This window comes from Aeromonas sp. S2(2024) (genome assembly GCF_041402505.1).
Lineage (GTDB): Bacteria > Pseudomonadota > Gammaproteobacteria > Enterobacterales > Aeromonadaceae > Aeromonas > Aeromonas media.
This window is the reverse complement of sequence record NZ_JBGLRL010000018.1, coordinates 14,043-39,244: the sequence shown is the minus strand read 5'-3', so window position 1 is coordinate 39,244 and position 25,202 is coordinate 14,043. Positions and strand designations below refer to the sequence as shown.

General features: G+C 62.4%; 21 protein-coding genes and 1 tRNA gene. 8 read left to right on the top strand and 14 right to left on the bottom strand.

Annotation, left to right across the window (positions count from 1 at the left end; translation table 11 throughout):
* Positions 1 to 159: 159 nt before the first annotated feature.
* Entirely contained in the window at positions 160 to 897 is a 738-nt protein-coding gene (gene pgeF, locus ACB039_RS16475; RefSeq protein WP_005324415.1) for a peptidoglycan editing factor PgeF, read from the bottom strand.
* Positions 898 to 1,006: 109 nt separating this feature from the next.
* On the bottom strand, positions 1,007 to 1,987 hold the full coding sequence (gene rluD / locus ACB039_RS16470; RefSeq protein WP_005324417.1) for a 23S rRNA pseudouridine(1911/1915/1917) synthase RluD: 981 nt from the start codon (positions 1,985 to 1,987) through the stop codon (positions 1,007 to 1,009).
* Positions 1,988 to 2,103: 116 nt separating this feature from the next.
* On the opposite strand from rluD, the gene ACB039_RS16465 reads away from it, so the two are divergent.
* The gene (locus tag ACB039_RS16465; protein ID WP_041207111.1) at positions 2,104 to 2,859 is read left to right on the top strand and encodes an outer membrane protein assembly factor BamD; all 756 of its coding nucleotides are present in this window, start codon (positions 2,104 to 2,106) and stop codon (positions 2,857 to 2,859) included.
* Positions 2,860 to 3,058: 199 nt separating this feature from the next.
* Here ACB039_RS16465 and ACB039_RS16460 read toward each other — a convergent pair whose 3' ends face one another.
* From ACB039_RS16460 to yqhD, 6 genes are all read right to left on the bottom strand, one after another.
* Positions 3,059 to 4,387, bottom strand: coding sequence for a CoA-disulfide reductase (locus ACB039_RS16460; RefSeq protein WP_371166048.1), 1,329 nt, complete (start codon positions 4,385 to 4,387; stop codon positions 3,059 to 3,061).
* Between the two features lie 72 nt (positions 4,388 to 4,459).
* The gene (locus tag ACB039_RS16455) at positions 4,460 to 5,860 is read right to left on the bottom strand and encodes an L-cystine transporter (RefSeq protein ID WP_218410315.1); all 1,401 of its coding nucleotides are present in this window, start codon (positions 5,858 to 5,860) and stop codon (positions 4,460 to 4,462) included.
* A 156-nt stretch (positions 5,861 to 6,016) separates the two neighbouring features.
* Positions 6,017 to 7,309, bottom strand: a complete 1,293-nt coding sequence (locus ACB039_RS16450) for a serine dehydratase subunit alpha family protein (protein ID WP_042650587.1) — start codon at positions 7,307 to 7,309, stop codon at positions 6,017 to 6,019.
* Between the two features lie 309 nt (positions 7,310 to 7,618).
* Positions 7,619 to 9,103: a Re/Si-specific NAD(P)(+) transhydrogenase subunit beta gene (pntB, locus tag ACB039_RS16445; RefSeq protein ID WP_139437938.1), complete on the bottom strand. Its 1,485-nt coding sequence runs from the start codon at positions 9,101 to 9,103 to the stop codon at positions 7,619 to 7,621.
* Positions 9,104 to 9,114: 11 nt separating this feature from the next.
* Entirely contained in the window at positions 9,115 to 10,641 is a 1,527-nt protein-coding gene (gene pntA, locus ACB039_RS16440; protein WP_042650586.1) for a Re/Si-specific NAD(P)(+) transhydrogenase subunit alpha, read from the bottom strand.
* Between the two features lie 506 nt (positions 10,642 to 11,147).
* Positions 11,148 to 12,311, bottom strand: coding sequence for an alcohol dehydrogenase (gene yqhD / locus ACB039_RS16435; RefSeq protein ID WP_371166047.1), 1,164 nt, complete (start codon positions 12,309 to 12,311; stop codon positions 11,148 to 11,150).
* Positions 12,312 to 12,454: 143 nt separating this feature from the next.
* Here yqhD and ACB039_RS16430 point away from each other — a divergent pair, with 143 nt between their 5' ends.
* Entirely contained in the window at positions 12,455 to 13,357 is a 903-nt protein-coding gene (locus tag ACB039_RS16430) for an AraC family transcriptional regulator N-terminal domain-containing protein (RefSeq protein WP_371166046.1), read from the top strand.
* An 18-nt stretch (positions 13,358 to 13,375) separates the two neighbouring features.
* Positions 13,376 to 13,888, top strand: a complete 513-nt coding sequence (locus tag ACB039_RS16425; protein ID WP_005324438.1) for a lipocalin family protein — start codon at positions 13,376 to 13,378, stop codon at positions 13,886 to 13,888.
* A 54-nt stretch (positions 13,889 to 13,942) separates the two neighbouring features.
* On the opposite strand, the gene ACB039_RS16420 is transcribed toward ACB039_RS16425, so the two are convergent.
* Positions 13,943 to 15,832, bottom strand: coding sequence for a methyl-accepting chemotaxis protein (locus ACB039_RS16420; protein ID WP_371166045.1), 1,890 nt, complete (start codon positions 15,830 to 15,832; stop codon positions 13,943 to 13,945).
* A 232-nt stretch (positions 15,833 to 16,064) separates the two neighbouring features.
* On the opposite strand from ACB039_RS16420, the gene ACB039_RS16415 reads away from it, so the two are divergent.
* Positions 16,065 to 16,583 (top strand): class IV adenylate cyclase, encoded by a 519-nt coding sequence (locus ACB039_RS16415; RefSeq protein ID WP_371166044.1) that lies wholly within the window; start codon positions 16,065 to 16,067, stop codon positions 16,581 to 16,583.
* Positions 16,584 to 16,639: 56 nt separating this feature from the next.
* Here ACB039_RS16415 and ACB039_RS16410 read toward each other — a convergent pair whose 3' ends face one another.
* The gene (locus ACB039_RS16410) at positions 16,640 to 18,010 is read right to left on the bottom strand and encodes a phosphatidylserine decarboxylase family protein (RefSeq protein WP_371166043.1); all 1,371 of its coding nucleotides are present in this window, start codon (positions 18,008 to 18,010) and stop codon (positions 16,640 to 16,642) included.
* A gap of 306 nt (positions 18,011 to 18,316) precedes the next feature.
* A tRNA-Trp gene (locus ACB039_RS16405) sits at positions 18,317 to 18,393 on the bottom strand.
* Positions 18,394 to 18,595: 202 nt separating this feature from the next.
* On the opposite strand from ACB039_RS16405, the gene ACB039_RS16400 reads away from it, so the two are divergent.
* The 4 genes from ACB039_RS16400 to ACB039_RS16385 all read left to right on the top strand — a co-directional run bounded on the left by ACB039_RS16400 (position 18,596) and on the right by ACB039_RS16385 (position 21,507).
* Positions 18,596 to 19,180, top strand: coding sequence for a hypothetical protein (locus ACB039_RS16400; protein WP_043128643.1), 585 nt, complete (start codon positions 18,596 to 18,598; stop codon positions 19,178 to 19,180).
* Positions 19,181 to 19,412: 232 nt separating this feature from the next.
* Positions 19,413 to 20,333 (top strand): aspartate carbamoyltransferase, encoded by a 921-nt coding sequence (pyrB, locus tag ACB039_RS16395; RefSeq protein WP_043128645.1) that lies wholly within the window; start codon positions 19,413 to 19,415, stop codon positions 20,331 to 20,333.
* 17 nt (positions 20,334 to 20,350) lie between these two features.
* Positions 20,351 to 20,815: an aspartate carbamoyltransferase regulatory subunit gene (pyrI, locus tag ACB039_RS16390; RefSeq protein ID WP_005324452.1), complete on the top strand. Its 465-nt coding sequence runs from the start codon at positions 20,351 to 20,353 to the stop codon at positions 20,813 to 20,815.
* A 200-nt stretch (positions 20,816 to 21,015) separates the two neighbouring features.
* Positions 21,016 to 21,507, top strand: a complete 492-nt coding sequence (locus ACB039_RS16385) for an arginine repressor (protein ID WP_005324454.1) — start codon at positions 21,016 to 21,018, stop codon at positions 21,505 to 21,507.
* A 114-nt stretch (positions 21,508 to 21,621) separates the two neighbouring features.
* Here ACB039_RS16385 and ACB039_RS16380 read toward each other — a convergent pair whose 3' ends face one another.
* The 3 genes from ACB039_RS16380 to arcC all read right to left on the bottom strand — a co-directional run bounded on the left by ACB039_RS16380 (position 21,622) and on the right by arcC (position 25,164).
* A complete protein-coding gene (locus ACB039_RS16380) occupies positions 21,622 to 23,028 on the bottom strand; it encodes a YfcC family protein (protein WP_270823899.1) in 1,407 nt (468 codons plus the stop codon).
* 121 nt (positions 23,029 to 23,149) lie between these two features.
* Positions 23,150 to 24,154 carry an ornithine carbamoyltransferase gene (gene argF / locus ACB039_RS16375; protein WP_371166042.1) on the bottom strand — a complete coding sequence of 335 codons (1,005 nt, stop codon included), beginning with the start codon at positions 24,152 to 24,154 and terminating at the stop codon, positions 23,150 to 23,152.
* Positions 24,155 to 24,237: 83 nt separating this feature from the next.
* Entirely contained in the window at positions 24,238 to 25,164 is a 927-nt protein-coding gene (gene arcC / locus ACB039_RS16370; RefSeq protein ID WP_371166041.1) for a carbamate kinase, read from the bottom strand.
* Positions 25,165 to 25,202: the final 38 nt, after the last annotated feature.

Sequence of the window (25,202 nt, the reverse complement as noted above, 5' to 3'; positions counted from 1 at the left end):
CAACGAGGGGCGCTGGCAGGATCCCCGCCCTTGCAAGATGCAGGGCGGGAGATTCGTCAAGGCGCCAGCCAGATAATTGAGGCCATGCGGCCGGTCTGGCCGTCGCGACGACATGGGCAGTAGAACTGCTTTCGGTATGGGGGGAACGTCCCCAGACACTTACTCAGCCAACCAGATAATCGAGGCCATGCGGCCGGTCTGACCGTTGCGACGATAAGAGTAGAACTGCTCGCCGTCGCTGAAAGTGCAGTGTTCGCCACCATAGACGGCGGTGACACCAGCTCGGACCAGCCGCAACCGGGCCAGCTGGTAGATGTCTGCCAACCATTTCCCCTCATTGGACGAAGAGACGAAGGCCGCAGCCGCTTCCGACTGTTCCGCCATAAAGGCCTCGCGCACCTCGCCCCCCACTTCAAAGGCCGTGGGGCCGATGGCGGGGCCGAGCCAGGCCAGGATCTCCCCCGGTTCGCAGCCCATGGCGGCGATACTGGCTTCCAGTACCCCCTCCTTCAGCCCACGCCAGCCGGCATGAGCGGCAGCCACCACAGTGCCGGCCCGATCGCAGAACAGCACCGGCAGGCAGTCGGCTGTCATCACTATGCAGGCCTGCCCGGCCTCGTGGGCGCAGGCCGCATCGGCATCCGGCGCCACATCGTACTGGTCGCTGACGGAGTGGACGGCAGTGCCGTGTACCTGATTGAGCCAGTTGAGAGGCCCGGGGATCTGCGCCGCTTGCTGCAGGCGGGCGCGGTTGGCCTCGACCCGTGCAGGCTCGTCCCACACATGGGCCCCCAGGTTGAGACCGGCGAAGACCCCTTCGCTCAGGCCACCATCCCGGGTGGTCGACAGGGCCCTGACATTGCCAGGAGCGGGCCAGTCGGGTTCAATCCAGTTCATCTGTGACTCCTTCCATTCACGGATATAAAAACGGGGCTCCTGAAAGGGAACCCCGTTTGTCATCTCTTCGGGCCGGACGACGGCAGAAACCGACGCAGGCCCTATTGCATCAACTCCAGACCAAATCGTCCGGATTGGCGAGCGTATCGGCACGCAGCACTTCCATCAGATCCAGCATGTCTTGCGGCGTGGCAGAGTGCCACTCCATGACTTCACCGGTGATGGGGTGAGCCAGCTTCAGCATGGTGGCGTGCAGCGCCTGGCGGTTGAAGTTGCGCAGGGCCAGAGTCAGCTCAGGGGTCGCATTGCGCAGCAGGCGCAGACGACCACCGTAAGCAGGATCACCCACCAGCGGATGCTTGATGTGAGCCATGTGGACACGGATCTGGTGGGTACGACCGGTTTCCAGACGCAGACGCAGACGGGTGTGGCCACGGAACTTCTCGTGCACCCGGTAGTGGGTCACGGAAGGACGGCCATTCGGCACCACAGCCATGTGGGTACGCTGGGTCGGGTGACGACCGATGGGGGCATCCACAGTGCCGCCAGCGGTCATGTGACCTATGGCGACGGCCTCGTATTCACGGGTGATCTGACGCGCCTGCAGCGCCTCCACCAGATGGGTCTGGGCCGGGATCGTCTTGGCAACCACCATCAGGCCAGTGGTGTCTTTATCCAGACGGTGCACTATGCCGGCACGGGGTACCTCGGCGATGCCGGGGTAGCGGTGCAGCAGGGCGTTCAGTATGGTGCCGTCCGGCGTACCGGCGCCCGGGTGAACCACCAGACCGGCCGGCTTGTCGATCACCAGAATGTGTTCATCTTCATAGACGATGTTGAGGTCGATGTTCTGGGCATCCCAGCGAGTGTCATCTTCCAACTCGACATCTACATGTACCTGCTGCCCGGCCACCACTTTCTCGCGCGGGGTATTGGCAACCTGACCGTCCAGGGTCACTCTGTCCTGTAAAATCCACTCCTTGATGCGGGTGCGGGAGTAGTCTGGAAACAATTCGGCCAGGGCCTGGTCGAGTCGCTGCCCGAATTGGTGATCCTGAAATTCGCCTGTCAGTTCAATATGCTGGCTCATGTATGGTCTCTTGAGCGGGGGTATCAATTCGAAATAATCCGGGTATTCTAGCTTTTCTTTTAGCCAAGCATAACGGATACTTTGCCAATTTCGTGGAAATGGACCGGATGTTGTTGATGGGAAAGAAGTCTCGCCTGCTGATGTCGCTCGCCTTGGTCGCTACACTGATCACTGGCTGTTCCAGCACCAAACCCAAGGTTCCCGACGAACCGCCGGAAGTCCTGTACCAGAAAGCCCGTCTCAAACTGGATACAGGCAACTACCTGAATGCCATCGAATTGCTGGAAGCCCTGGACTCTCGTTATCCGTTCGGTGCCTACTCAAGTCAGGTGCAGCTCGATCTCATCTACGCCTACTACAAGCAGGATGATACCGCCCAGGCGATCGCCAATATCGACCGCTTCATCCGCCTCAACCCGGCGCACAAGAACATCGATTACGTGTTCTACATGCGCGGCCTGACCAACATGGCGGCGGATTACAACTTCTTCCAGGACTTCCTGGGCATCGATCGGGACGACAAGGATCCTTCCTACGCCCGTCAGGCCTTCCAGGACTTCAAGACCCTGTTGCAGAACTACCCGAACAGCCAGTATGCGGCCGATGCCCGTGCCCGCATGGTCGGTCTGAAGACCCGCCTCGCCCGCTACGATCTGGGGGTGGCCGAGTATTACGTGAAGCGTGATGCCCTGATCGCCGCCGCCAACCGCGCCAAGTTGGTGGTCGAGACCTATCCCGACACGGTGGAGACAGAGAAGGCACTGGAGATCATGGTCAACGCCTACGATACCCTGAAGATGCCGACCCTGGCCCGCCACGCCCGCGAAGTGCTGGCCAAGAACTACCCGGACAATCGCCTCGGCCGCGGCTGAGCATGACGGGGACAAAAAACCGATGCCTTGGCATCGGTTTTTTTATGGCTGCAATCTGCCCGCAGAGTGCGCCTCCCATGACGGCGCCCTGCATGCGCCGTCATCTTCATTCAGCTACTTGGCGACATTGCCCGCCACGTTGAGTGCATCCCAAGCATGGAAAAAGAGCGCATAGGCAAGCGCCGCCATCACTGCCCAGCTACTTGGCCACGTTGCCCGCCACGTTGAGCACGTCCCAGGTGCGAGAGAAGGGCGGCGCGTAGGCAAAGTCCAGCATGCCGAGCTGCTCCGTGGTCACCCCCATGGTGATGGCCACCGCCAGGGCGTCGATGCGGTGTACCGCCCCCTTGCGACCCAGGATCTGGCCCCCCAGCAGCCGCTTGCTGCCCGCCTCATAGACCAGCTTGACGTGGATGTCGGACTGGCCCGGGCAGTAGTTGGTGTGGCACTTGTCCTTGATCACCACAGTGCGATAGTCGATGCCCATCGCTTTGGCTTCCTGCTCGGAAAGACCGGTGCGGCCCGCCTCCAGCCCCAGCACCTTGAGTGCCGCCGAGCCGAGCGTGCCCGGGAATTCCTGTTCGGCCCCCGCCAGGTTCTCTCCCACCATGCGCCCCAGCTTGTTGGCTATGGTGGCAAGCGGCACATAGACCTGCTGCTGCTTGACGCTGTGCCAGACGCTGGCGCAATCCCCCGCCGACCAGACGTTGGCCAGCGAGCTGCGCCCCTGACGGTCGACCTTGATGGCGCCGTTGCCGAGCCGCGCTATGCCGCTGTCGGCCAGGAACTCGGTGTTGGGCCTGACCCCGGTGCAGACCACGACGATATCGGCCTCGTACTCCCCCTGGTCGGTGCGCACGCCGCTGACCCGGCCCTCCCCCAGCAGAGCCTGGACCCGCTCGCCGAGATGAAGGGAGACCCCCTGCTCGCGCAGTTCGGTTTCGATGTGCTGGGTGAGCTCGCTATCAAACGCCTCGGGGATGACCCTGTCCGCCAGCTCGATGAGACGCACCTCCTTGCCCTGATGGACCAGGGCCTCGACCACCTCCAGCCCGATAAAGCCGGAACCGATCACCACCGCCTTCTTGCTGCGCGGATCCTGCACAGCAGTCTTGAGCGCCAACCCATCGCTCATGCGGCGCAGGCCGAACACCCCCTGCTGCTGCAGGCCGGGGATGGGGGGCATCTGTTCGCGGGCACCGGTGGCGATCATCAGCCGATCGTAGCGATCGCTGAAGCTGTCGCCCTTGTGCTCGACGACCAGGGTCTGGGCGGCCGCATCCAGACTCAGCACCCTGTGGCCAATCTTCACCTCTATCCCCTTGACAGCGAACTGCTCTGGGGTGAACTCGGCCATGTAGCCGGGCTCCTGGAAATCGTCCCCCACGAAGTAGGGCAGACCGCAGGCGCCGAAGGAGATCACCTCTGAGGCTTCATACACCACAATCTCGGCGTCCCTGGCCAGACGGCGCGCCTTGGCCGCCGCACTCATGCCGGCGGCTTCGCCACCGATGATCACAATACGCATAGCTTGACTCCAGTCACGACTGGGGAGGCTTCGCCTCCCCTTTTCATATACAAATCAGAAGATGAGGCCCGGTCAGACCGCGGACTCTTCCCCGTCCAGGCTGACCTCGGCATCGCCGTTGAAGACGGCCATGTCGGTCTGTCCCATCAGCCGGCTGGTGAGGGTGCCAGCCGTGATGGAGCCGGAGACGTTGAGGGCGGTGCGACCCATGTCGATGAGGGGCTCGATGGAGATGAGCAGCCCCGCCAGGGCCACCGGGAAGTCCAGGGCGGAGAGCACGATCAGCGCCGCGAAGGTGGCGCCGCCCCCCACACCGGCCACCCCGAAGGAGCTGACGGTGATGATGGCGATGAGCGTCATGATGAAGCCGGGATCCAGGGGATTGACCCCCACGGTCGGGGCTATCATCACCGCCAGCATGGCCGGGTAGATGCCGGCACAGCCGTTCTGGCCTATGGTGGCGCCGAAGGAGGCGGCGAAGTTGGCGATGCCCGCCGGGATGCCGAGGGCCCGGGTCTGGGTCTGCACGTTCATGGGAATGGAGCCCGCACTGGTGCGCGAGGTGAAGGCAAAGGCCAGCACCGGCATGATCTTCTTCAGGAAGCGCAGCGGGTTGATGCCCACCAGGCTCACCAGCAGCAGGTGCACCAGGAACATGATGGCGATGGCACCGTAAGAGGCGAGCACAAAGTTCAGCAGGTTGATGATGTCCGCGTAGTTGGAGCCGGACACCACCTTGGCCATCAGCGCCAGCACGCCATAGGGAGTGAGGCGCAGCACCAGGGTCACCATGCGCATGACGATGGCGTGGGCGACCCCCATGAAGCGCTCGAAGCTGGCAAAGATCTCGGGCTGCTTGCGGGCGATGCCGGTTGCAGAGAGGCCGATGAAGATGGAGAAGATCACCACGGCTATGGTGGAGGTCTTGCGTGAACCCGTCATGTCGAGGAAGGGGTTGGCCGGGATGAACTCCAGCACCATCTTGGCAAGAGACATGCTCTCGACGCTGCCGAGGCTGGTCTGCAGGGCCGCGCCACGGGCCGTCTCGGCGGCGCCAGCGGTGAGCCCCTCGGCACTCAGACCGAACAGGTTGGACATCAGTATGCCCGCCCCGGCGGCGATCATGGTGGTGAAGATCAGCACCCCTATGGTCAGGGCGCTGATCTTGCCGAGGGCGCTGCCGCCGCTGAGCTTGAGGATGGCGCCTATGATGGAGACCATGATGAGTGGGATGATGATCATCTGCAGCAGTTTCACGTAGCCGCTGCCGACCAGATCCAGATAGTCGCCGGTCTGGACCAGCACCTCGGAGCCGACACCGTACAGCAGTTGCAAGGCCCAGCCGAACAGGACCCCGAGCCCGAGCCCCGAGAAGACGCGACGGGTGAAGCTGACGTGGGTCTGCTGCAAGCGGTAGAGAAACAGCAGCAACATGACCAGGATGGCCAGATTACCGATAACGCTAAGAGTCATGAGATTCCCCAAAAATAAACGGGCGAGGCCCGAGATGGATGGACGGGCGCACCCTGCGCCTCGCCCCGAAACTGGCCGCATCGTGGCGGCACGCCCCCCGTTCGGGGTGACGTCAATATCTGTAAAAACCGGGGGCGGCCAGTGCCGCCCCCCTCATCATCCGGCCTTGCCCTGTTGCTTGGCCCGCATGATGTTGATGATCTCTATGTCGGTGTCCAGCATACCCTGTTTCGAGAGCCGGCCCAGGTTCGCTATGGTCTGATCCACGTCATCGGAGACGATGCCCTCGCTCTGGGGCACGTGCAGGTTGTTGATGGCCATCAGCGACGACTTGACCGCCGCCGAGGTGGAAGTGGAGACCTTCATGGAGCAGGCGCTGCCTGCACCGTCGCAGATGATGCCGGAGACGTCGCCAATCATGTTGTTGATGCAGTGGCTGATCTGCTCGAACTGGCCTCCCAGCAGCCAGGTGATGGCGGCGCCCGAGCCCATGGCGGCTGTGCTGGCGGCACAGAGGGCCGACAGCTTGTTCTGGTAGGCCTTGATGTAGATGGCCACCAGGTGGCTCATCACCAGAGCCCGGGCCAGCTGTTCGTCATCGGCCTTGAGGAAGCGGGCGGCGGCGACCACCGGCATGGTGGCGGCTATACCCTGGTTGCCCGAGCCCGAGTTGGACATGGCGGGCAGCATGGCGCCGTCCATACGCGCGTCCGACGCGGCAGAAGAGAGCCGCATGGCCAGGGTCATCAGATCGTCCGAGAGCAGCTTGCGCTCCACCTGTTCGGTGAGGATCTTGCCGATGCGCAGGCCATAGCCCTGCAGGCCCTCATCCGCCAGTGCCTGGTTCATGCTGGCCGCCTCGCGGATGAACGCGATCTCGGTCAGCGGCACCTCAAGGGCAAACGCCACGATCTCCCGCAGCGTCATGGCGGGCTTGTCGGATTTCGCAGGCTGGATCTGCACCCCGGGGGCACTGTCCTGCTCCATCAGCACCTCGCCATCTTTTTCCAGCAGCACGATGCGGGTGTGATCCGTGCAGATCACCACCCGGGCGCTGTGACCGTCGGCCTCGGCCAGCACCTCGGCGTAGAGCACGTCCGGCACGTCCTTCACATCCACTTTGATGATGGGCAACAGCGCCTTGGCAGCCTCCACCTGCTGCGGGGTGAGGGTCTTGAGCACCTCCAGACCCGCATCCGGGTTGCCCCCGGTGATGCCGACAGCGGCGGCGACCGGCAGGCCAATCATGCCGGTGCCGGGAACCCCGACCCCCATGCCGTTCTTGAACAGGTTGCCGCTGACCCAGACGCTGATGCGGGTCGGATCCTGCCCCAGCAGCTTGCGGCAATTGGCGGCAGCCAGCGCCACCGACATGGGTTCGGTGCAGCCCAGGGCCGGCACCACTTCACGCTTGAGCAGAGTAATAAAGTCGGTCCATTGTGCTTTCATCTGTGGTTTCTCTGGTTCACTGTGCCGCAGGCATCGTATAGGGGTATGGGTGCTATCTGGAGGGCCGCCCCGTCCATGTCACTTTATTTGATTCTAGTGGCACGAGCCTCAAATAAAATTGAGCCCCTCGCCTTTTGCCGCCATTATGCCTTCCAGCGGGGGCAACGTCACCGGATTGCTGCCCTGCCGCTGGCAGCGGATCCTCCCATCCGGCCAAGGCCCTTTGTCATCAATGTCTTGCCCACCCCCGTGAAAAGCGGGCAATAAAAAAGGAGGCCGAAGCCTCCTCTTGTCTCATCCCATCGACGCTTAGAGCGCCTTCAGGATGGCCTCGACGCTGGCCTTGGCATCGCCAAACAGCATCTGAGTGTTCTCCTTGAAGAACAGCGGGTTCTGGACACCGGCGTAGCCAGTGTTCATGGAGCGCTTGAAGCCGATGACGTTCTGCGCCTTCCACACTTCCAGCACCGGCATGCCGGCGATGGGGCTGCCTGGATCTTCCATGGCGGCCGGGTTGACGGTGTCGTTCGCACCGATCACCAGCACCACGTCGGTGTCGCTGAAGTCCTCGTTGATCTCGTCCATTTCCAGCACGATGTCATAGGGGACCTTGGCTTCCGCCAGCAGCACGTTCATGTGACCAGGCAGACGACCGGCCACCGGGTGGATACCGAAGCGCACCTTGACGCCGCGCTCGCGCAGCTTGTGGGTGATCTCGGCAACCGGGTACTGGGCCTGCGCCACCGCCATGCCGTAGCCCGGGGTGATGATGACGGAGCTGGCGTTCTTCAGCATGTCGGCCACGTCTTCGGCGTTGGTCTCGCGGTACTCGCCCATCTCCTGATCGGCCGTGGAGGCCACACCGTCGGAGCCGAAGCCACCGGCGATGACGGAGATGAAGGAGCGGTTCATCGCTTTACACATGATGTAAGAGAGGATGGCACCGGAGGAACCCACCAGGGCACCCACCACGATCAGCAGGTCGTTGGAGAGCATGAAGCCCGCCGCCGCTGCCGCCCAACCGGAGTAGGAGTTCAGCATGGAGACCACCACCGGCATGTCGGCGCCACCGATGGAGGCGACCAGATGCCAACCGAAGGCGAAGGCGATCAGAGTCATCAGCAGCAGGGCGAAGGTGGAGCCACCGGCGTTGACGAAGTGGATCATCAACGCGATGGAGACCACCACGGCCAGCAGGTTCAGCTTGTGGCGGTGCGGCAGCATCAGCGGCTTGGAAGAGATCAGGCCACGCAGCTTGCCGAACGCCACCACGGAACCGGTGAAGGTCACGGCACCGATGAAGACGCCCAGGAACACTTCCACCAGGTGGATGTTCAGCATGGCGCCGGACAGGTGCTCGACCTGGGCGACGCTGGCCGCCTGCTCGAACGCCGCCCGGGCCGCAGCCAAGGTCGCATCCAGGTTGGAGCCGACGGAGACGACGACCTCAGCCGGTGCGGAGGGGTGCAAGTCGATGAAGCTGTTGAAGCCCACCAGCACCGCCGCCATGCCCACGAAGCTGTGCAGCACGGCCACCAGCTCGGGCATCTCGGTCATCTCGACCTTGAGCGCCAGACGCACGCCGATGGCGCCGCCGATGACCATGGCCAGGATGATCCAGTGCACGCCACTGGTTTCCGGGTTGAACACGGTCGCGAGCAGGGCGATAGCCATCCCCGCGATACCGAACAGGTTGCCATGCTTGGCCGTTTCTTGCTTCGACAGTCCCGCGAGACTGAGGATGAAGAGCACGGCGGCAACGATATAGGATGCTGTTACCAGTCCTTGAGACACGTTAAACCCCCTTAATCCTTACGGAACATCTTCAGCATGCGCTGAGTGACGGTGAAGCCACCGAAGATGTTGATACTGGCAATCAGCACGGCGATAAAGGCCAATACGGTGACCAGGGTCGACCCTTGCCCAATCTGCAGCAGGGCACCGACCACGATAATGCCGGAGATGGCATTGGTGACCGACATCAGCGGCGTGTGCAGGGCGTGAGAGACGTTCCACACCACGTAGTAACCGACCACACAGGCCAGGATGAAGACGGTGAAGTGGGAGAGGAAGGCGGCAGGTGCCACCGCTGCTACCCAACCGAAGGCGGCGATGCCGAGGGCACCGAACACGAACTTCTTGTTGGAGGGTTTGGCTTCTTCCTTCTTCGCTGCCGGTTTGGCGGCGGCCGGCTTCTGCGGCGCTGCGGACACGGCGATGGCGGGGGGCGGGAAGGTCACTTCACCGGCCTGGATCACCGTCATGTTGCGCTGTACCACGTCTTCGAAGTCGATGGCGACGTTGCCGTCCTTCTCCTTGCACATCAGCTTCATCAGGTTGACTAGGTTGGTACCATAGAGCTGGGAGGATTGGGCAGGCAGACGGCCAGGCAGATCGGTGTAACCTATCACCTTGACACCGTTCGGAGTGACGAACAGCTCGGTCGGCTTGGTGTATTCACAGTTTCCGCCGGTGGCGGCAGCCAGATCCACGATGACGGAACCCGGCTTCATGCTGTCGACCATCTCCTTGGTGATCAGCTTGGGCGCCGGGCGACCGGGGATCAGGGCCGTGGTGATGATGATGTCCACTTCCTTGGCCTGCTGGGCAAACAGCTCCATCTCGGCCTTGATGAACTCATCGGACATGACCTTGGCATAACCGTCGCTGGAGGCGCCGTCTTCGCCGCCGAAGTCCAGCTTGAGGAATTCCCCACCCATGGACTCGATCTGCTCGGCAACTTCCAGGCGGGTGTCGAATGCACGCACGATGGCGCCAAGGGAACCGGCGGTCCCGATGGCAGCCAGACCGGCCACACCGGCACCGATCACCAAGACCTTGGCGGGCGGTACTTTGCCGGCGGCGGTGATCTGACCGGTGAAGAAGCGACCGAACTGGTGGGCGGCTTCGACCACGGCGCGATAACCACCGATGTTGGCCATGGAGGAGAGGGCGTCGAGGGACTGGGCACGGGAGATCCGCGGCACCATGTCCATCGCCATCACATTGATGTTGCGCTCGGACAGCTTCTTGACCAGCTCGGGGTTCTGGGCAGGCCAGATGAAGCTCACCAGAGTGGCACCATCCTTAATTTGTGCGATCTCGGCATCGGTCGGCGCGTTGACCTTGAAGATAAGGTCGGCTTGCCAGACGCTCGGCACCACGCTGGCACCGGCAGCCTCGAAGGCGGCATCATCGAAGCTGGCCAGCTGGCCGGCACCGGCCTCGATGGCGACCTCGAAGCCGAGCTTTTTCAGCTGCTCGACGGTGGCCGGGGTCGCTGCGACCCGGGTCTCACCGGCGAGACTCTCTCTCGGTATTCCAATCTGCATGACTATTCCCTGATGGTTAATAAACAATCATTGCCCAGTCTCTCATGTCTGAGCGGACAAGGCATGATCAAAGTGCAGGTCACGGGCCCTTTGTTATGAAAATCAGCAGGCTTTACCTCAACCTCCTGTCATGGTCAGGCCCCCGCTTTTCAGGCGCGAAGGTGATTAGTATCAAATTTTGGAGTTTTATTACAACCACGACCCCGAGCGGGCGGGTACAGAATTCAGCCCATCCCGGACCATGATTAAAAAAAACAAACCAAATTAGTGGCTTATACCAGCAAAATGCGCTGGGAAAAGTGATCCAACCAGTCAAAAAAAATGTTTTGCCGGGCCTCTACCTTAGCGTTTTTTGTTCTTATGAAATATGCCGTTGGCTCATCTGATGAGATGAAAGGGGAAAAAGTAACCGTTTTGTAACGACTCGGGGGCCGCACCTCCGCCATCGTGCGAGGGCCGGCCCCCTGATTCAGCCCCGGACAAGGCCGGGACTGGCAGCTCGCCCCTTACCAGGCGGCTTCATAAATATGCCGGCTCTGCACCAGGTCGATGTCGCCGTGCTCTCCAAGCGCCGTCATGCCGTGCTCTTCGAGCTTGGCCAGCAGTGTGTCGATATTGGCGTCGGCCAGACCGTAGTCCCGCAGCCGGGTCTTGACCCCCATACGCTCGAAGAAGTCGCGGGTGGCGGCGATGGCGCCGTCGATGCGCTCCTCTTCGGTGCCGCTGCGCAGATCCCATACCCGCTCGGCGTATTGCAGCAGCTTGGCGCGTTTCTGCTCACGCTTGGCATCGAGCAGGGCGGGCAGCACCACTGCCAGGGTCTGGGCGTGGTCCAGGCCGTGCAGGGCGGTCAGCTCGTGGCCCAGCATGTGGGTGGCCCAGTCCTGGGGCACACCGGCCCCGATCAGGCCGTTCAGCGCCAGGGTGGCACTCCACATGATGTTGGCGCGCACGTCGTAATTTTCCGGCTCCACCAGCGCCTTGGGGCCCTCCTCGATCAGGGTCAGCAGCAGCCCTTCGGCGAAGCGATCCTGCACCTTGGCGTTGACCGGGTAGGTGAGGTACTGCTCCAGGGTGTGGATGAAGGCATCCACCACGCCGTTGGCGACCTGGCGGGCCGGCAGGGTGTAGGTGAGCACGGGATCCAGCACGGCGAAGCGCGGCATCACGAAGGGGGAGAAGAAGTGCTGCTTGTCCCCTGTGCTTCTGCGGGTGATGACGGCCCCCATGTTCATCTCGGAGCCGGTGGCCGGCAGGGTCAGCACGGCGCCCAGGGGAATGGCGGAGGCCACCTCGCCCCCCACGGTCTCGAGGATGTGCCAGGGCTCCCTGGCAAGGTCGTAGTGAGCGGCCGCCGCGATGAACTTGGTGCCATCGAGCACGGAACCGCCGCCGACGGCAAGCAGGAAGTCGACCCGCTCGGCACGGGCCAGCTCGACGGCGCCCATCAGGGTCTCGTAGGCCGGGTTGGGCTCGATGCCGCCGAACTCGAACAGGGTCAGGCCCGCCAGCTCGCTGCGGATCTGCGCCAGCAGGCCGCTGCGCACCACGCTGCCGCCACCGTAGGTGATGAGGACGCGGGCGTCGGCCGGGATCTGGCCGCGCAGCTGGGCTACCTGGCCCTTGCCGAACAGCACCTTGGTCGGGGTATGCAGAGTGAAATTGTGCATCGTTAGTACCTTCATGGATGAGAGGGCGGCGGCGCCGCAAAATGTTGATTGCATTTTTCTACAGACACCATCTACCATCAAGGCAACATTCTGCACATTACTTGCCTATTTCTACAAATAATCGGAATTCTCCCGGAGCATTCATGTCCAACCGTTACGCCGATCTCGCCGCCAGGCTGGCCCGTCACGTCACCACCCCAGGCATCACTCCCTCCCCGGTGGAGCAGGTGAACCTCATCTACACCACCGAGTACCACGGCCGCACCCCGGTACTCTATCAGCCGCGGATGATAGTGATATTGCAGGGCCACAAGGTGGGCTACCTGGCGGATCAGGTGTTTCGCTACGACCCCAGCCACTATCTGCTGATGACGCTGCCGCTGCCCTGCGAGTGCGAGTGCTTCGCCTCCCCCGAGCAGCCCCTCATCGGTTTCTCCCTCGAGATCAACGTCGCCACCCTGCAGGAACTGTTGCTGGAGCTGGGAGATGCCCTGCCCGCTCCCGCCCCGCAGAAGAGCGGCGTCCACTCGGTACCCCTGTCGGAGGACATGTTCTGCGCCGCCGAGCGGTTGATCACGCTGATGGACAATCCCTTGCACGCCAGGGTGCTGGGGCCGCAGACGGTGCGGGAGATGTTGTTCTACGCCCTGCATGAGGGCGGCGGCCCGGCGCTGCAGGCGCTCGCCAATCGCCATAACCATGTGGGCCAGATAGCCCGGGTGCTGCGTATGATAGAGTCGCGCTACGCCGACAACCTCACCATGGAGGAGCTGGCCCGGGAGGTGAACATGAGCGTCTCCGCCTTCCACCACCACTTCAAGGCGGTCACCGCCACTTCGCCACTGCAATACATCAAGTCGTTTCGCCTGCACAAGGCGCGCATGATGATGCTGCACGACGGCGTCAAGGCGGGGGCGGCGGCGGCCAGAGTCGGTTACGAGAGCAACTCCCAGTTCAGTCGGGAGTACAAGCGCTTCTTCGGCAGCACGCCGACGGATCAGGCCTCCCGCTTCCGGGACGGTCAGCTGCGCATCATCGAAGGCTAAAAAAGAGAGGGATCACCTATGCGTTCACTGTTTTGTCTGCTCACTGCCCTGCTGCTGACGGCCTGTACCGGGATTGCCGATGGCATCCGCCCCGTCACCGGCTTCCAGCTCGATCGCTACCTCGGCACCTGGTACGAGATCGCGCGTCTCGACCACAGCTTCGAGCGGGGGCTGGAGCGGGTGAGCGCCACCTACAGCCGGCGTGACGATGGCGGCGTCAAGGTGCTCAACCGCGGCCTTCAGAGTGATGGCAGCTGGCGCGAAGCCGAGGGCAAGGCCTACTTCGTCGACAAGCCGGACGAGGCGCGGCTCAAGGTGAGCTTCTTCGGCCCCTTCTACGGCGGTTACAACGTCATCGACCTCGACCCCGATTACCAGCTCTCCCTGGTAACCAGCTACAACCACGACTATCTGTGGATCCTCTCCCGCTCCCCCAACCCGCCAAAGGAGAAGGTGGATGCACTGATCGCCAAGGCCAAGGGGCTGGGTTTTGCCACCGACCGGCTGATCTGGGTCAAGCAGACCCCCTGACCCCACGAGAATGCAAAAGGGCAGCCCGCGGGCTGCCCTTTTTTGTCGGGAGGCTCAGAGCCGGAAGCGGCCTATCTCCTGCTCCAGTCGCTCGGTCAGGGACTTGAGCTCGGCGGCCTGAGCAGCCTCCACCTTCGCCTGCTCTGCCAGCGTCTGGGAGACATGACGGATGTTCTCGGTGTTGCGGCTGATTTCGCCGGTGACCGAGGTCTGCTCCTCCGCCGCCGCCGCTATCTGGGTCGCCATGTCGCTGATGGCACCGATGGCCTCGTTGATCCGCGCCAGACTCTGGTTGGCAGCCTCCGCATCCTCCACGCTGGTGCCCGCCAGCTGGCGACTGGTCTCCATGCCACCCACGGCGCGGCGGGTGGTCTGCTGCAGGGCCTCGATCATCTGCTGGATCTCGGCGGTAGAGTCGTGAGTACGACGCGATAGCACCCGCACCTCGTCCGCCACCACGGCAAAGCCGCGGCCCTGCTCACCGGCCCGGGCCGCCTCGATGGCAGCGTTCAGCGCCAGCAGATTGGTCTGCTCGGCGATGCCGCTGATGGTGGCCAGGATGCCGCTGATCTTATGGGCGTGTCCATCCAGCTCATGAATGGTCTGGCTTGCATCGGCCACCTCCCCTGCCAGGCCGCTGATGCTGCGCTGGCTCTGACCGACCTGGGACTGACCGGCGACGGCCAGCCTGACCGCATCCCCCGAGGTGGTGGCAGCAAACTCGGCGTTGCCGGCGATCTCCTGAGTGGCGGATGCCATCTCGGTCACCGCGGTCGCCACCATGACGATCTCGTCCTGCTGCTGGCGCACTCGCTGGCTGCGCTCCTCTGCCCCCGCCGCCTGGGTTCTGGACTGGGCCGCCAGTTCGACGGTGACGTCCCGCAACCGGCTGACGATGCCGTGCAACCGGGCCACGAACAGGTTGAAGTTCTGGGCCAGCAGCCCCACCTCGTCCCTGCTTTGGGCCACGATCTGCACCGTGAGATCCCCCTCGCCGTGAGCGATGTCGGCCAGTGCCTTCGACACCCGGCCGAGATCGGCAAACAGGTAATTGAACATGGCGATGAGCAGGGCGCTGAACACCAGCAGCAGCACCAGAGTCAGCCCCACCAGCTGCCACAGCAGGCTGGCGAAGGGCGCTTCCAGCACATCCTTGTACATCACCATGGCGAGCAGCCAGTCGGTGCCTGGCACCCCCTGCACCGACAGCAGCACGTCGCGCCCCGCTATGGTGGCGCCGTGCAGCTCACCGTCCCGGCTCCAGCCCTCCAGGGTCGCCCCGGTGAGGCCGGGGGCCAGCTCGGCCACCTGCTTGAGGGCCAGCGCCTTCTGCGGGTGACCGACGATCAGACCGGAGCGGTCGAGCAGCATGGCGTACCCCTCCCCTTGCACCTTCATGGCCAGCACCTCATCGATGAGGTCATCCAGGGAGAGATCCGCACCGGCCACCCCGATCACCTGACCCTGATGGCTCACCGGCTCGGCCAGGGTCACCACCATCTGCTGCATGGTCACGCTGACGTAGGGCGCGGTGACGATGAGCTTGCCCGCCTTGGTGGCATTCTGATACCAGGGACGCACCCGGGGATCGTAGTTGGCGGTGTTGAGGGAGGGATCGTGGCGAGTCATCGCCCCCTGCACCGAACCAAAATAGGTGAGGCCAAAGCCGCCGGAGGTACGGGTCTGCAGCAGGTGCGGCACCAGGGTTGCCTCGGGATTGTCGGCAATCACCGCGGTCAGGGCATTGACCGCATGCCGACGATCCGCCAACCAGTTGCCGATGGCCACCGAGTGGGCGTGGCCGTAGTTGACCGCCTCGCTCTGGATGGCGCCAAGGGTGCGTGATTTGAGGGTGTGGAAGGCGACGATACCGAGCAGGGCTGCCATCAGCAGCACTACCCCCAGGCTGGCCGCGAGCAACTTGCCGCGCAACGAGAGAGTCATGACAACGAATCCTTGTGGTAGCAGGGGGTTGAAAATACCCCCATCTTGGTAGTAGGTATCGGCGGTATCCACGCTGGACTTTAGTGAATCTGATTGATTTCTCGTGCCTCGACAACGGGTTGTGCTGCAAGTCACGAAAATCACGAGATCCCCGACCGACATCGGCGGAGGCTATCCCAGGGTGACGCTTGTGATAGGTTGGGACTCTTCTTTGCCCCCAATGGAGACCCCCATGCCCCGAGATATCGAGATCAAGGCCAGGATCGAGCGGATCGATCTCCTTCATCCCAGGGCGACCGCCATCGCCGACTGCGGCCCCGTCGAGATAGCGCAGGATGACACCTTCTTTCGCTGCGACGCCGGCCGCCTCAAGCTGCGCACCCTCTCCCCCTGCAGCGGTGAGCTCATCTTCTACCGCCGTGCCGATCGGCAGGGGCCCAAGGAGAGCTTCTATCACCTGACCCCGACCAGCGAGCCGGACCGGCTGCGGGAGACCCTCAGTCTGGCCTGCGGCCAGATCGGCAGGGTGCGGAAGATGCGCACCCTTTTCCTGGTCGGCAGGACCCGGATCCACCTCGATCGGGTGGAGGGGCTGGGTCACTTCCTCGAACTGGAGGTGGTGCTGGAGGAAGGCGAACCGCTCGAGGCGGGGATGCGGGAGGCCCACGACATCATGGCACGCCTCGGGGTGGAGCCCTCCCAGCTGATCGAGGGCGCATACCTGGATCTGCTGCTCCGGCAGCGGGCCTGAATGCAAGGAGGCCGCCCAGAGGCGGCCTCTTCCTTTCTGCTACGGCACGGGGACTCCTATTTCACCCGCGCGATGGCGGTGTTGACCCTCAGGTTGGTGGCATCCAGCCCCGGCCGCTGGCCGTGGAAGTCAAATGCCAGCTCGACCCCGGGGCGGAACAGCAGGCAATGGGTGGAGCCACCGAAGTGGAACATGCCGAGCGGATCCCCCTTCTTCACCCTGTCCCCCACCCTCACCGTGATGTCGCAGCTCGACACCTCCGCCATCCCCACCGGCACCACGCACATCAGGCCGATTTTGGGGTTGTCGGCCTCGATGAAGATCAGCGCCCGGGTGGCTACCGAGGTGAGGAACGGCTGGGAGTTGTTCGGTGCGCTGGGATCGGCGCCGTCACTGTCGAGGAAGCCCTCGAACTGGTTCTCCAGGTAGTAGGTGCCATTGACCACACGCACCTTGCGAATAGTCCCGCTCACCGGGCTGTGCCAGCGGTGATAGCTCAAGGCGCTGAGAAAGGCCTGATACACAGTGCCACCGTCGAACAGGGGAGCGCTCTCGTCAAAGTCGAGCATGTTGTCCAGCGAGTAGGGTTGGCCCTTGAGCCAGAAGCGATCGCTGAGACTCACATCCCCCGTCACCTGCAGCGGCGCCGACTCGCAGGCACTGACGATGACGCCGTCGTCCTCCGGCGCCGACACCGGCCGCACGCCGGGGCGGAAGGTGCGGGTGAAGAAGTCATCCCAGCAGCCAAAACCCTGGTATTCAGCCGCCGGATCGCACTGGAAGATCTGCTCGAAACGAGCAGGCGTGGGGTCAGGCCCCTCCCCGAGTGCCCCTCTGGCCACCTGCACCATCTCGGCCTTGGCCACCTCGCCGAGCCAGGGGACGATCAGGGTCTCCCTGTCCAGCCGACTGACCGGCTCGGTCAGCACATAGCGGGAGGCCGGACTTTGCAGAAACTGCGCCCAGTAATCGAGGATCTTCTTGAACTGCTGGTTCACCAGGGCGTTGGCGAAGAAGTGATAGCCGGAGCGGGTCGCCATGGGCCAGTCGAGCAGGGCGTTGATGGGAAAGCCGATGAGGCCGGAGGGCTCGTGAGTGGGGATGTCCTGATAGGCCTCGGGGGCCGTGGTCATGATGCCGTTGAGCAAGGCCAGGAACTCGTCGAAGCTCTGTACCTCGATCTGGCCGAGCGGGGTCAGGTGCTCATGGCGCCAGGCCTCCCTGAACATGGCATTGGCCTGGGCGTGTAGCAGGGGATCGCCGTTGACCAGATCCCGCAACTCGGCGATGGGCGCGGCCAGCGGTCCCGATTGCTGCGTCACATAGTGTTTCAGTCGCGCTATCCAGCGCCGAATGTGGGCCTGATCCTGTGGCACCCAGCCACCGGGGCGGGCTCTGTTCATGCGGGTTTCAACGGCCTTGTTCATCATGCCTCTCCTCACTCTCGCTTCGCGTTCCCCGTTGCCGGTCGGAACGCCCGGTTGCTTGCACGCGCGCCAGTGAGGCGCAGCTCATGTGGTGTAGCACAGGGCGCCAGACAGCACGATTGCCAGAAACAACAGGGCAAAAAGCGGCAATAGCGGCTAGCGAAGCGCAATCGGGCCGAACCGTTGAGGCTCAAGGGATGTGCGGGAAGGCAGCTCAGCGAGGGCAGTCAGCCGCTGCCATCAGGATGGGTAAAGCGGATGACAGAAATGCGAAAGGCCAGCTCAATGAGCTGGCCTTTCTGAAAATGGCAGGGGCGGCAGGACTCGAACCCGCAACCATCGGTTTTGGAGACCGCTGTTCTACCAATTGGAACTACGCCCCTGCAACAAACGAGGCGAATTATACAAAGCCGGGATCAAAGGTAAAGGCTTTTTTTCTCACTTTCGATGCGATCGAACAATTCACGAGCAAATCACGGCGATTCCCGCAACCAGCCGGGGTAACTTGCTGTATTTGCAGTCCAGCCGGGGTAGGAATGGGGCATAAATGGGGGTAGGGTGAAACCAGCAACAGGGAGGTCGCTCATGCTCAATTACCGACTGCTTCAACAACTTGCGCCCCTCAACTTCCGGGATGAACGCAAAACCGAGTCTCTGCCAGACTATCTCGAGCGGGTCTCCCCCCTGGTGCCCTTCATCCCCCAAAATGTGCTGACACAATGGATTTACCGCCATTGGCGCGGTTTTGAGTCCAACTGGAGCTTTATCGACCTCGCCCGCCACCAGTTCGAGTGCGAAGCCTGGGAGACGACCCAGGTCGTGAGCCAGATAGGCTCCCGCCACATGGAGGTGATCGAGCGTTGGGGCGAGATGCTGCGCAGCAACCGCTATGTGCGTCGCTCCTGGCTCGGTGAAGACATGCTGAGCCGGGGCACCTGGTCCGAGCCCATCATAGTGCTCGCCCCCGAGCCCGGTGCCTGCTACCCAGATGGCCAACCCCTGCCGCAGCCTTACTGTCTGCTGGAGGGGCACCACCGACTCGGTTATCTGCGCAGCATGGCCACGGATGAACTGCCGCTGCAGCCTGAGCACCAGGTCTGGATTTGTCGACCCGTTCGCGACACTCAAACGTTTTTACCGGCAAATCCTGCCTCTGAAATAAATTTTTGACAATTCAAAAACCAGCCCTATAATCTGTCCGGTTTTGAAAAAGGTCGGGACAGGACGATGCCGTTTTTGATGAAAAAAGCAGCCTTGCAGACGGGTGGAGCGCACCAGAGCGGCCCCGTTGTTTCCGGTTTCCGACCCACAGATACCCAGTTGTTTTTAAAAAGAGCCCCTGTTTCAGGGGCTTTTTTTTGTGCCAGAAAAACCTTCATTGATGTCAAAGGGAATGCAGACGATGACCAATCCACTCTATAACAAACACGTCATCTCCATCTCGGACCTGACCCGGTCCGACATGGAACTGGTGGTCGCCACCGCGCAGCGGTTGAAGGCCGAACCCGACACCCGCCTGCTGAAAGACAAGCTGGTCGCCAGCTGCTTCTTCGAGGCCTCCACCCGCACTCGTCTCTCCTTCGAGACCGCGGTACAGCGCCTCGGCGGCAACATCATCGGCTTCGCCGACGGCGGCAACACCAGCGCCAAGAAGGGTGAGACCCTGGCCGACTCCATCAAGATCATCGGCTCCTATGCCGATGCCGTGGTGATGCGCCACCCGAAGGAGGGCGCCGCCCGTCTGGCCTCCGAGTTCTCCCGGGTGCCTGTCATCAACGGCGGTGACGGCTCCAACCAGCATCCGACCCAGACCCTGCTCGACCTGTTCTCCATCCACGAGACCCAAGGCAAGCTGGACGGTCTCAACGTGGCCTTCGTCGGTGACCTGAAATATGGCCGCACCGTCCACTCCCTGGCCCAGGCCCTGAGCCTGTTCAACTGCCGCTTCTTCTTCATCTCTCCGGAAGCCCTGGCGATGCCGGACTACATCTGCGAAGAGCTGGAAGAGAAGGGCATTCAGTTCAGCGTCCACGAGACCATGGAAGAGGTGATGCCGGAGCTGGACATCCTCTACATGACCCGGGTCCAGAAAGAGCGCTTCGACGAGACAGAGTACAAGCACATGGCCGCCAAGTTCGTGCTGGAGCTGGCGACTCTGGAAGGGGCCAAGCCCACCATGAAGATCCTGCATCCCCTGCCCCGGGTCGACGAGATCGAGGTCGCTGTCGACAAGACTCCCCACGCCTACTACTTCCAGCAGGCAGAAAACGGGGTCTATGCACGCCAGGCGCTGCTGGCACTGGTACTGAACGAAACCGTCTAAGGGAAAAGGGGAACATCATGTCCGAGAAGAACCAACTGCAAGTCGAAGCCATCCGTCACGGCTCCGTCATCGACCACGTCCCCGCCGGCCAGGGTATCAAGATCCTCAAGCTGTTCCAGCTGATCGAGACCCAGGAGCGGATCACCGTCGGCTTCAACCTGAAATCCGGCGCCCTGGGCAAGAAGGATCTCATCAAGATAGAGAACACCCGGCTGACCGAGCAGCAGGCCAACCAGCTTGCGCTGTTTGCCCCGACCGCGACCGTCAACATCATCGAAGACTTCGCCGTGGTGAAGAAACACCAGCTGAAGCTGCCGGAGTTCATCGCCGGGGTCTTCCACTGCCCCAACTCCAACTGCATCTCCCACAACGAGCCGGTGGACAGCTACTTCCGGGTGCGCGAAGTGAAAGGCGCGGTGCGCATGAAGTGCAAATACTGCGAGAAATCCTTCACCCAGGACATCGTCAGCGAACGCTATTGATACTCTGTCGGGCCCTGCGGGGCCCATTTTTGACCCCTGTCACATCACTTATTCCCCCTTTGGTTATAATTTGCCATCTCGCAACGGCTAGACATCGCTCATCACCTACCGAAATGCTCGTCATCAGTGTTTTTCGCTATGAAAAACAGGCATGACAGACTGAGCGCCATAGCCATCTGTCATCGTCAAAGGAAGTCGCCATGGTCAAGACCCTCAGTCGCCCCCCGGAACAGGAGTCCGACCTGGCCCAGCTCGATGCCTGCCGCCAGATCATCGGCCAGCACTGCTACAGCACCCAGGAAGAGATCCGCCGCGAGCTGGCGGAGCGCGGCTTCGCCGACATCAGCCAGTCCACCATCTCCCGTCTGCTGCGCCGTCTCGGCGTCGCCAAGGCCCAGAATGCCAATGGCAAGAAGGTCTACACGCTAGTGGATGATCAGCTGGAGCCCGCCGGCAGCACCCGATCCGTGCACGACATGGTGCGCGCCGTGGTGCATAACCAGCAGATGGTGCTGGTGCACACAACCCCGGGGGCCGCGACTGTGGTCGCCCGCCTGCTGGATCGCCACGCCGATCCCGAGATCCTGGGGGCCGTGGCCGGCAACGATGTGGTGCTGATAGCCCCGCGCCACATCAGCCGCACCCGCCAGGCCCATGCCGCCGTGGTGCGCACCCTGGAGCAGGCGCGCTAAGCCAAGCCCGCATGCAGCAAGGCGACCCCTGGGTCGCCTTTTTGTTGCCTGTCATCCTGTGGCCATAAAAAAACGGGAGCCTTCAGGCTCCCGTTGCGTCTTGCTTGTCATCCCTCAGGAGAGCATGGCCCCCAGGCTCAGGCAGGCCACGATCAGCACGGTCAGCAGACCGAGCAGGGGCGCCACCCACTTCAGCCAGCGTACATAGGGCACCTTGGCAATCGCCAGGCCACCCATGACCACGGCGGAGGTCGGAGTCACCAGGTTCACCAGACCGGAGGCGGACTGGTAAGCGGTCACCACCAGCTCGCGACCCACGTTGGCGAAGTCGGCGAGCGGCGCCATGATCGGCATGGTCAGCACCGCCAGACCGGAGGAGGACGGCACCAGGAAGGAGAGCACCACTTCCAGCACGAACATCACGTTGATGAACACCACTGTGGAGAGGCCGGTGACGATCCCTTCCGCGCTGTTCAAGATGGTGTGGGTGATCATGCCATTGTCCATCACCACCACGATACCGCGAGCGATACCAATGATGAGGGCCACGCCGAGCAGGTCACGGGCACCGTCGATGAAGTTGGAGGTCAGCTCCTCCTCGCTCATGCGGGAGATGAGGCCGACGATGATGGCGGCGGCCAGGAAGACGCCGGAGATCTGCGCCATCCACCAGCCGAGCACGGCCACCCCGTAGATCATCACGGCGAAGGCGGCGACGAAGATACCCAGCACGATCTTGCGGGTCAGGGTGAACTCCAGCATCTCGTCACTCTTGTTGCCGAGGAAGTGGGCGCGGTTCTCTTCCCACTTGTCGGCCACCAGGGACTTGCTGGGATCGTTGCGCACCATCTTGGCATAACGCATCACATAGGCGACGCACAGCAGCCAGCCGGCGACCAGCATGGCGACCCGCAGCCAGATGCCGTCGGTGAAGGAGATGCCAGCGGCGTTGGCGGCGATCACGGTAGCGAACGGGTTGATGGTGGAGCCCAGGGTACCGATGCCGGCGCCGAGCAACACGGTCGCGGCAGCCACGACCGGGTCGAAGCGGGCGGCCATCATCACGGGCACCAGCAGGGTGTAGAAGGGCAGCGACTCTTCCGCCATGCCGTAGATGGTGCCCCCTGCGGCGAACAACGCCATCAGGATCGGGATCATCCACTCCTCGCGGCCACGCAGACGATCGGTGACGCGCTCGATACCGGCATCGATAGCACCTGTCTTGGTCACAATGCCAAGGAAGCCGCCGATGATCAGGATGAAGAGGGAGACGTCGATGGCGCCTGCCTCATAGGTGTCGTGGTTGTAGAGGCCGTCGATGGGTGCCAGCAGCACGTCGACTATCCCCTGGGGATTGGCATCCACCAGCTTGTAGGTACCGGCCACCGGCACTTCCTTGCCGAGGGCTTCATTCATTACCATGTCGTATTTGCCGGCCGGCACTATCCAGCTCAGGGCGGCCACCAGGGCGATCAGCACAAACAATATGGTGTAGGCTGACGGGAACTTGAATTTGGTCATGGTCCAGCTTCCTTCTGTGGTGCGGTATCCATGTATCTGCGGGTCGTAGGGTTAGAGGTATTATGCCGCTGTCACATGGTCGAAAAGCCGGGGGTCACCCCCCGGCACCACTACTGCGACCTTAGTCGCCCAGCGTAGCAACCATCACTGCCTTGATGGTGTGCATCCGGTTTTCGGCCTCGTCGAATACTATGCTGTGCTCGGATTCGAACACGTCCTCGGTCACTTCCAGACCCTTCATGCCGTATTTGTCAGCCACTTCCTTGCCCATGGTGGTCTCGTCGTTGTGAAACGCCGGCAGGCAGTGCATGAACTTCACATCCGGGTTCTTGGTGGCGTTGATGACGTCCATGTTGATCTGATACGGGGTCATCAGTTTGACGCGCTGATCCCAGGCTTCTTTCGCTTCACCCATGGAAACCCAGACGTCGGTGTAGAGGAAGTCGGTACCCAGCACCCCCTCCTTCACGTCTTCGGTCAGATGGATGTGCGCGCCGGTCTCTTCGGCGATTTGGCGGCACTTGGCGACCAGCTCTTCTTCCGGCCAGAAGGCCTTGGGCGCAACCAGGCGGATGTCCATGCCCATCTTGGCGGCACCGACCATCAGGGAGTTGCCCATGTTGTTGCGAGCATCACCCAGGTAGGCGAACTTGATTTGATCCAGGCGCTTGCCCTTGCCGTGCTCCAGCATGGTCATGAAGTCGGCCAGGATCTGGGTCGGGTGGAATTCGTTGGTCAGACCGTTCCAGACCGGTACACCGGCATGGGCGCCTAGCTCTTCGACGATCTCCTGACCGAAACCACGGTACTCGATGCCGTCATACATGCGGCCCAGCACCCGGGCGGTGTCCTTCATGGACTCCTTGTGGCCGATCTGGGAACCGCTTGGGCCGAGGTAGGAGACCTGGGCGCCCTGGTCGAAGGCCGCCACTTCAAACGCGCAGCGGGTACGGGTGGAGGTCTTCTCGAAGATCAGGGCAATGTTTTTGCCGGTCAGGTGTTTACGCTCATAGCCACCGTATTTGGCTTTCTTCAGGTCGATGGCCAGATCGATCATGTATTGGATTTCGCGCGGGGTGAAGTCCAGCAGTTTCAGGAAGTTACGGTTACGCAGATTAAAAGCCATGATGAGTTCTCTCTATATTTGTTCAGACCAATTTGGGCAGTGTCATTGACTACGCAGTACACATTACAAAGTTGTTCGGTTACTCAGGCATTCACGGTATGGGTGGCGACGATATTGGTGCCGGCTTCACCCTTGAGGATGGCGAGGCCATCTTCCAGAGAGCCGATGCCGACCATGCCGCCGGTCGCCTTGACGAATTCGCAGGAGGCCTCGACCTTGGGTCCCATGGAGCCTGCATCGAACTTGACCCCGGCCAGCTCGTCCGGGCTGGTGACCCGCAGCGGACGCTGGGTCGGCTTGCCCCAATCCAGGTAGACGGCATCGGCGTCGGTCAGGATCAGCAGGGCGTCGGCCTTGATCTGCTTGGCCAGGTAGGCGGCAGACATGTCCTTGTCGATGACGGCCTCGATACCGGTCAGGCTCTGGCCATCCCAGGTCACCGGGATGCCGCCACCACCGGTACAGATGATGAGGTGGCCCTGGGCGATCAGGGTTTCGATGGCGTCACCTTCGACGATGCGCTGAGGCAGCGGGGACGGCACCACGCGGCGGAAGAACTTGCCGTCGGCCTTGACCGACCAGTGCTTCTCTGCAGCCAGGGCACGGGCCTCCACTTCTTCATAAACCGGGCCGATAAACTTGGTCGGGTTGGCGAACGCCGGATCCTCGGGGTCGACCTGCACCTGGGTCAGCAGCGCGGTGACGTTGCGGCTCGGCATCAGGTTCTTCAGCTCCTGGATCAGCATGTAGCCGATCATGCCCTGGGACTCGGCGCCCAGCACATCCAGGGGATAGGGGGAGACCTTGGTGTAGGCGCTGTTCTGCAGGGCCAGCAGGCCGACTTGCGGACCGTTGCCATGCACCAGCACCACGTTGTACTCCTGGGCGATCAGGGCGATGGTCTTGGCGGCGGTGGCGATGTTCTTGCGCTGGATGTCAGCTTCGAGGGGCTCGCCACGACGGAGCAGGGCATTGCCACCCAGGGCGACGACGACAGTTGGTTTTTTCATGGTGTTACTCTCGAGTCTTGGTGAGTGTGGCACCAGCC